The following is a 6,727-nucleotide window of genomic DNA, read 5'->3' on the forward strand; positions in this document are numbered from 1 at the left end:
GTTTATAAAACCGGAAAGTCATGACAAAAGATGATATGAGAGGCATGCAGTCTGAAGAGGTGTACGGGGTGTTTTTCTCTGCTTCAGATGATGGAGGACGATCTGTTTGAACAGGTGAGGAGGGGTACTCTCTATTCCGTACCTTGGGAGAGTACACAATCTGTTTCTCTATTGCTACGCGAAAGAGAGCAGCTCCTCACCAGATAATCCTGAGAATACCTTCCTCCATGACCCGGGATCAGGTTATTATAGAAAAGAAAAGGGGGGATAGGGGCAGTTTAGTTCTTACCGCCCTTCTTCGCTCCCTTCGTCTCCTTCGACTTGTTCTCGGTTGCTGGTTCCTTACCCTTCTTGCCCTGTGCTTCGTATGCCATGAGGATATTTCACCTCCCCCCGATAATGTGGGATAATGATACATCCGCTGGTCAGGATATGAAGCTATCGTACACTTAACGAAAATATGAGAAAATTACGCGCAAAATGGAGATTTATCTCCCTTAAAAGCTCCCTTTTCCCTCCGCGCAGCTTTGAGACTCCGGTTCGGTAAACTGTCACTGCAAAAGAGCCGGAAATGTACCCTGATCACCGCATGCCGCAGAAAAACTCAATAATAATTGTTCGGTCAGACGATCTGCAGGAGGACGTAGACAGAGCACATTCACCTTCGCGATCCGGTTCAGTTCCCCTATAGAAACCAAACTTTCCTCGGAATAGGATAGAGAAACCTTCTTTCTTTCGGGGAGATCTCATCACACCCAAATACCAAAGAAGAGAGTGAGCAGCCGGAGAATAGTATATCCATTCTCATTCCTGTTCCAGCAAAAAAGGAAGTACGACAATGTCCCACCAATCAAAAAACCAGACAGAACAGCAGTTGACAGGAGGAGTGCAATGGGTGTAAATGCATCCATTCGGAGCCCAAACCTCCCTGATGATGACACAAGGAGATCGGTTGTCCGATCGTTTCTGAAAAGTGCCCATCTCTCAAACCAGTATCACTCAGAAGAGATGAGGTCACCCTCTCAGCTATCAGTCTCAGAATAATTATCACCACAAAAGCAGACTCTTTTTAGAGAGACGCCCAATCTCTGTACACCATGATGGTTCTCCTCGGTGTCGGCAATACCCTCCTCTCAGACGACGGCGTCGGCTGTTCTATCGCCGACTCCTTCTCAGCAGAAGGCTGGATCACCTATAACGGCGGAACAGCACCCGAAAACTTCACCGCACCCATCCGGCGTGCAGACCCGGCACTGCTTCTGATCGTCGATGCAGCAGAGATGAACCTTTCGCCCGGAAGCATCAGGATCATACAGGACGATCAGATCGATGATACGAGCATCGGCACCCACATGCTCCCGCTCTCCCACCTGATCCGCTACCTCTCCCCTGATATTCCGGAGATCCTCTTCATCGGCATCCAGCCGGAGACGATTAATCCGGGAGTAGGACTCTCACCTGCAGTACAGGCTGCGGCAGAGTCCCTCATCATCATGCTGCAAAAGGGTGAGTATGCCGATCTTGATCGGCTCTGACCTGCGACAGAAGAGATCATGCATGCTGGAGGTCTTACTGACAAATTATCATTTTGATAACATATTCACAAAATCTTCTCGCGTGAGCCCTGCCTGCCGAATAATCGAACGCACGATACCCCTTCCAAGATCTTCTCCCTGATGATCTGGTATCACAATAGACCTTCCATCCGGATGTTTCATAATTATATGACTCCCTTTCTGCCTGATACATGAAAAGCCTGTTTCCTCGAGTATTTTTATAATTTTTTCGGCTTTAACAGGACTTAATTTCAATGGCTTGAACCCCCACGAACTCTCGTATCTCGTCTGGATCAGGACATTCGTTTACTTCGAGATAGAGTGTTATTGCCTCATCAAGCCGTTTTAGTAACTCTTCATACGATTTTGCCTGAGTAAAACACCCTGGAAGTGATGGAATAGAGGCATAATAGTAACCATCCTCGTCTTTCTCTATTAAACAATTGAATTTCATGTATCCAATGGTGTTTTATGAAACCAAATATCTATTGATCATCGGATATCCTGCCAGAGATTGATTGTATTGATGAGATCCGGCATACAAGAGATCAGCAATAAAAAAAGGGTTCTGGAGATATCGTTCTTTATTCAACGATCTGGCTCTCTGCGAACCGGTCTTCGGTTGCCAGCAGAAACTCACTGCTCATAGAGAGCACCCCTTTTGGGCAGATGTCATTGCACTGTGAACAGAAGATGCACTGGGAAATATAGATCCGGACCCGCTTCGTCTCAGGGATGAACTCGATCGCATGCGCCGGGCAGACCCTGATACAGAGGCTGCACCCGATGCATCCGTCACGGTCATACGTGATCTTACCACGGAAGTGGGGGGGTGTTGGAACCGGCGGATTGATCGTCGCTTCTCCTGCCCCGACCTTCTTTAAGAATTCGGTCACCGAAGGTGGAAGGTATCGTGCCGGGAACGGATTTGTTGCCGGTGTTTTGAAGACCTGGGATAGGATCTCACGTATCATCGGAAGTGCCATTCAGAACCCCCCCATAAGAACCGAATCGAGGATCACAAGTGACAATCCAAACAGTCCGGCGAGCCCCAGGTACACCCAGAAGAGGGTGACGACATGGGTGATCCGAAACCGGGCAAGCCCTGTTCTGATAACCGTCACCGAGAGGATCATCAGGATGATCACCTTCAGGAAGAAGAAGATGGCATCAACTGCCATTGCAGCATATGATGTCAGGCCAAGCAACGGCGAGATGTTCCAGGGGAAGAAGATCGCAACTGCAAGGCCCCCCATCACAAGGGTCTTGACACCCTGTGCAACAGTGAAGAGGCCGAGGTTCTTTCCCGAATACTCAACAAGGATACCACCGGCAAGCTCGGTCTCGGCTTCAGGCGTATCAAACGGTATCTTCGAGAGTTCGGCTGGTGAGACCCAGGCAAAGGTGAGCAGCAGCACAAAGAGGCCGACCATCCCGAGGGGGCCAACCATCGTCCAGACCGGATTTGCGACAACACTCGATAATGCAAAGGGATCGGTGATACCGGACGAGTAGAGGAGCCACGCGACTGCGATCACAATCGATGCAAGCGGAAGCTCGTAGGCGATCATGCTCACCATCTCACGCTGTGCACCGATGGTCGCATACGGTGATCCCGAAGCAAACCCTCCGGCAACCATCGCAAGTGCCGGGACTGCAAGAAGGTACATCACCAGAATCAGATCTCCATACCCGCCGAGAACCGGCATCATTGAGCCGATCGGGAGGTACAGCAACACGATCAGTGATGAAGCGAGCGCTATGATCGGAGCGGCATTGAAGATGCTCGCAACCGCATTCTCAGGGATAATATTCTCCTTTGAGAGGAGCTTCTTCAGATCAATGTACGGCTGGGAGAGGGGAGGACCGATCCTCGCCTGCATCCGGGCAGAGACCCGTCGGTCAATACCAAGCAGGAGCAGACCAAATGCGATCCCAAGCACCGACAGGACCACCGCAGCAGCCACTGTCATGAGGATCATCTCAATCGTCAGCATCCCTGTATCCTCCGTGTCTTCTCAACAGAGAGGCGGTGGAGATCCTCCTTTGTCAGGAGATCCCGCTTCGTACCACGGATCACCGCGACCCGGTCGGTACATGACAGACAGGGATCGATCGAGGCGACGATGATCGGAACATCAGCGAGCTGTTCGCCTTCGAGCATCGGTATCCAGGCATGGAGGTTACTATAGGAAGATGCCTTCACCTTCCACATCGCCGGGGCATCATGTCCGTCCATTGCGACATAATGGAGACATTCTCCCCGTGGCGCTTCATGCCGACCGACCGCTTCCCCATGCGCCTTCTTACAGGCAGAGAGGAGCTTTGGGAGTTTCGGCTCCCAGAGGATCGGACCATCCGGCATCTCTTTGAGGCAGGTCTCGATGATCTCGATCGACTGTGCCACCTCAAGGAGACGGACAACGATCCGGTCATAGACATCGCCGTTGATCTCGCCCCCATAGGCAGAGGGGAGGATCGGGGTGATATCGAGGTCGCCATATGCCGAATACGGGTAATCGAACCGGACATCTTTCATCACACCGGACGCCCGTGCTGTCGGGCCGACTGTGCAGAGGTTCAGTGCCTGCTCAAATGAGAGCAGTCCGCAATCTTTGCACCGAATCGAGATCGTCGTATCATGAAGGAAGAGGTTGAGCATCTTCCCGAGGAGATCCCGATATCCGTCAAGACACTTCTGAATCGTCGGGTGCTGTTCAGGTGTGATATCCCGCCGCACTCCGCCGACCTGGATCAGACCATAGTTCACCCGGTTCCCGGTGATATACTCGATCACATCCATCGCCTCTTCACGAACCCGCCATGCGAGGTAGAAGAGTGTGTCAAATCCGAGCTCATGAGCAGCAACTCCCGCCCAGAGGAGGTGGGACTGAATTCGTTCAAACTCAGCGATGATCACCCTGATATATTCTGCATGAGGGGGCACCTCGATATCGACGATCTGTTCAACCGCCCGTGCAAATGCAAACGAGTGTGTCACCCCGCAGATCCCGCAGATCCGGTCGGTCATATGGATGATCTGGACCGGGTTTCTCCGCATCCCCATCCACTCGATTCCGCGATGGGTCTGTCCGGGTGCAAAATCCGCCTTTTTGACGACCTCGCCTTCCACATCAAAGAGGAACTGCACCGGCTCCTTCAGTGCCGGGTGGATCGGACCGATCGGGACAACATAGGGAGCCTTCTTCATCTGATCACTCATCGGATTTCACCTCCTTTGAAGGGCTGTTCTCTTCTTTCTCAGTAACCGGCGGTGCAGGACGGTCTGTGGGCCGTTTCACCTGCCAGAGATGTTTGATCATCGAGTCGGGAACACCGGTCTCGTCTTTTCTGAGTGGATAGACCCCTTCCGGGAAGTCTTCAGGCAGGAAGAGGCGGCGGCCATCCGGAATATCTGTCACCTTCACACCAAACATCTCCTGCTTCTCCCGCTCGGTGAAGAGTGCGCCGGGGATGAGATCACTGATCGTTGGAATATTGAGATCATTCTTCGCCAGAGGAACGGTGAAGATCACCATATACTCCCCATGATGGTTTCCGAAGTAGATCGAGAAGATGTACTGCATCCGAAGCTCCTCTCCGACATCCCATCCCGATATCACCGAGAGGTGCGGGTACGTGATCTCCATCAGGTGACGGATCACCGGTTTCAGACTATCTCGGGTGATCGTCATCCAGACATTGGTATTTGGATTCTTCTTTGCCCCTTCTGCCCTGGTGACGATCCTCGGATCGGTGACTACATCACCAAATGTTGTTCTGAGCCGGTCGACCAGTTCCTCCGGGGTTAGTATCGTCTCGTTCATTCTTCGCCTCCAGCTAATCGTTCAAGTTTTGTGAGTGCAGTGACGACACCATAGATGATGGCTTCCGGCCGTGGTGCGCATCCCGGCACATAAACATCCACCGGGATCACATCATCCACCGGGCCGTCGAGATTATATGAGTCATAGAAGACGCCGCCGGACTGGCCGCAGGTCCCGATACAGATGACGACCTTTGGCGACGGCATCTGTTCATAGACGCGGCGGAGCCTCGGTGCCATCTTCTTTGTGACAGGTCCTGTCACCAGGAGGACATCCGCATGTTTTGGGGAGCCAACAAGCCTCACACCGAACCGTTCGGGATCGTATCGTGGCGTGATCGTTGCGACGATCTCGATATCACACCCATTGCAGGAGCCTGCATTGAAATGGAATACCCAGAGTGAGCGTTTGAATGATGGAGAGAGGCTCATTGGAAGATCACCACCAGTGCACAGACTGCAACCGTAACGCCGAAGTACCAGAGCATATAATCATTCAGATCTCCTGTATGTAGCGGTATCAGGCGTGAATAGTACCCCTTCAGCCCTTCGGTGAATCCCCAGTAGAGGTTTCCTCCACGGATATGCACCGCGTTCTTCTCAGGCTCTGCATTCCCTGAGAGGTATGGCTTCACCTGCTGGCTCTCTTTCTGGTAGGTGGATACACCCATCTTCCAGATAAGATACGCAATTGCAGAGGTGACAATCCCTGCCACTATCCAGATGATCGGGTTCCAGAACCCAGTCCCGGTGATAAGAGTCGCTGTTATATCCATCTCAGATCCCTCCCATCACTGAGGCAATGTAGCCGGTTCTGTCAATGAGTGCGAGCGCTGCCGGTTCAACAAATGTATTCACGATCAGATCGGGGAATAAGCCGAAGAGGATGATCAGAATGACCAGCACCCCCATACCGATCAGCATCGGGAGTGGCACCTCCTTCACCTCGGCATACTGGGGGAGTTGTGGCCCCATGAACATCGAGTGGAAGACCTTCACGAATGATGCAAGCGTCATAATCGAGACCACCATTGCAATCACCGAGATGAACGGGTTGAAGATGAAGACCGATTCATAGATCATAAGCTTTGACGCAAATCCGTTCAACGGAGGAATACCGGCGATTGCAAGTGCTGCGATGATGAAGAATCCCATCGTCCACTTCATTGAGTGGCCAAGCCCTCCGAGTTCGTTTAAGTTCCGTGTGCCGCACCGGTAGATGACCGCACCTGCAACCAGGAAGAGGAGACCCTTATACAACGCATAGTTGATGATATGGAAGATGCCCCCTTCCATTGCGACGATTCCAAACTGGGAAAGCATCTGCTGGTCACCAAGGACAGCA

11 protein-coding genes are annotated in these 6,727 nt (G+C 52.0%); 2 read left to right on the top strand and 9 right to left on the bottom strand.

Annotated elements, in window-relative coordinates; genetic code table 11:
* Nucleotides 1-774: 774 nt before the first annotated feature.
* Both Q7V06_RS00280 and hycI read left to right on the top strand, forming a co-directional pair.
* On the top strand, nt 775-1,044 hold the full coding sequence (locus tag Q7V06_RS00280; RefSeq protein ID WP_304836364.1) for a hypothetical protein: 270 nt from the start codon (nt 775-777) through the stop codon (nt 1,042-1,044).
* A 53-nt stretch (nt 1,045-1,097) separates the two neighbouring features.
* Entirely contained in the window at nt 1,098-1,535 is a 438-nt protein-coding gene (gene hycI, locus Q7V06_RS00285) for a hydrogenase maturation peptidase HycI (RefSeq protein ID WP_304836367.1), read from the top strand.
* 48 nt (nt 1,536-1,583) lie between these two features.
* Here the strand turns inward: hycI and Q7V06_RS00290 are convergent, their stop codons facing one another.
* The 9 genes from Q7V06_RS00290 to Q7V06_RS00330 all read right to left on the bottom strand — a co-directional run.
* On the bottom strand, nt 1,584-1,811 hold the full coding sequence (locus Q7V06_RS00290; RefSeq protein ID WP_304836370.1) for a type II toxin-antitoxin system HicA family toxin: 228 nt from the start codon (nt 1,809-1,811) through the stop codon (nt 1,584-1,586).
* Nucleotides 1,792-2,010, bottom strand: a complete 219-nt coding sequence (locus tag Q7V06_RS00295; RefSeq protein ID WP_304836373.1) for a type II toxin-antitoxin system HicB family antitoxin — start codon at nt 2,008-2,010, stop codon at nt 1,792-1,794. The genes Q7V06_RS00290 and Q7V06_RS00295 overlap by 20 nt, the downstream gene beginning before the upstream one ends.
* A 130-nt stretch (nt 2,011-2,140) precedes the next feature.
* Complete coding sequence (locus tag Q7V06_RS00300) at nt 2,141-2,542, bottom strand: 4Fe-4S binding protein (RefSeq protein ID WP_304836375.1); 402 nt, start codon at nt 2,540-2,542, stop codon at nt 2,141-2,143.
* Nucleotides 2,543-3,553 (bottom strand): respiratory chain complex I subunit 1 family protein, encoded by a 1,011-nt coding sequence (locus tag Q7V06_RS00305; protein WP_304836378.1) that lies wholly within the window; start codon nt 3,551-3,553, stop codon nt 2,543-2,545.
* Nucleotides 3,547-4,779 carry a nickel-dependent hydrogenase large subunit gene (locus Q7V06_RS00310; protein ID WP_304836381.1) on the bottom strand — a complete coding sequence of 411 codons (1,233 nt, stop codon included), beginning with the start codon at nt 4,777-4,779 and terminating at the stop codon, nt 3,547-3,549. Before Q7V06_RS00310 ends, Q7V06_RS00305 begins: the two co-directional genes overlap by 7 nt.
* On the bottom strand, nt 4,772-5,383 hold the full coding sequence (locus tag Q7V06_RS00315) for an NADH-quinone oxidoreductase subunit C (protein WP_304836384.1): 612 nt from the start codon (nt 5,381-5,383) through the stop codon (nt 4,772-4,774). The genes Q7V06_RS00310 and Q7V06_RS00315 overlap by 8 nt, the downstream gene beginning before the upstream one ends.
* Nucleotides 5,380-5,814 (bottom strand): NADH-quinone oxidoreductase subunit B family protein, encoded by a 435-nt coding sequence (locus Q7V06_RS00320; RefSeq protein WP_304836387.1) that lies wholly within the window; start codon nt 5,812-5,814, stop codon nt 5,380-5,382. The genes Q7V06_RS00315 and Q7V06_RS00320 overlap by 4 nt, the downstream gene beginning before the upstream one ends.
* Nucleotides 5,811-6,158, bottom strand: coding sequence for a hydrogenase (locus Q7V06_RS00325; RefSeq protein WP_304836390.1), 348 nt, complete (start codon nt 6,156-6,158; stop codon nt 5,811-5,813). The genes Q7V06_RS00320 and Q7V06_RS00325 overlap by 4 nt, the downstream gene beginning before the upstream one ends.
* Before the next feature lies 1 nt (nt 6,159).
* The coding region (locus Q7V06_RS00330) for a proton-conducting transporter membrane subunit (protein ID WP_304836394.1) at nt 6,160-6,727 on the bottom strand (568 nt) is incomplete at its 5' end.

Source organism: Methanocalculus sp., from assembly GCF_030651615.1.
Taxonomy (GTDB): domain Archaea; phylum Halobacteriota; class Methanomicrobia; order Methanomicrobiales; family Methanocorpusculaceae; genus Methanocalculus.

Bases quoted from the DNA above. Each gene is read 5' to 3' on its own strand.
- hycI (WP_304836367.1), top strand. From the start codon at position 1,098: ATGATGGTTCTCCTCGGTGTCGGCAATACCCTCCTCTCAGACGACGGC.
- Q7V06_RS00295 (WP_304836373.1), bottom strand. From the start codon at position 2,010: ATGAAATTCAATTGTTTAATAGAGAAAGACGAGGATGGTTACTATTAT.
- Q7V06_RS00300 (WP_304836375.1), bottom strand. From the start codon at position 2,542: ATGGCACTTCCGATGATACGTGAGATCCTATCCCAGGTCTTCAAAACA.
- Q7V06_RS00305 (WP_304836378.1), bottom strand. From the start codon at position 3,553: ATGCTGACGATTGAGATGATCCTCATGACAGTGGCTGCTGCGGTGGTC.
- Q7V06_RS00310 (WP_304836381.1), bottom strand. From the start codon at position 4,779: ATGAGTGATCAGATGAAGAAGGCTCCCTATGTTGTCCCGATCGGTCCG.
- Q7V06_RS00315 (WP_304836384.1), bottom strand. From the start codon at position 5,383: ATGAACGAGACGATACTAACCCCGGAGGAACTGGTCGACCGGCTCAGA.
- Q7V06_RS00320 (WP_304836387.1), bottom strand. From the start codon at position 5,814: ATGAGCCTCTCTCCATCATTCAAACGCTCACTCTGGGTATTCCATTTC.
- Q7V06_RS00325 (WP_304836390.1), bottom strand. From the start codon at position 6,158: ATGGATATAACAGCGACTCTTATCACCGGGACTGGGTTCTGGAACCCG.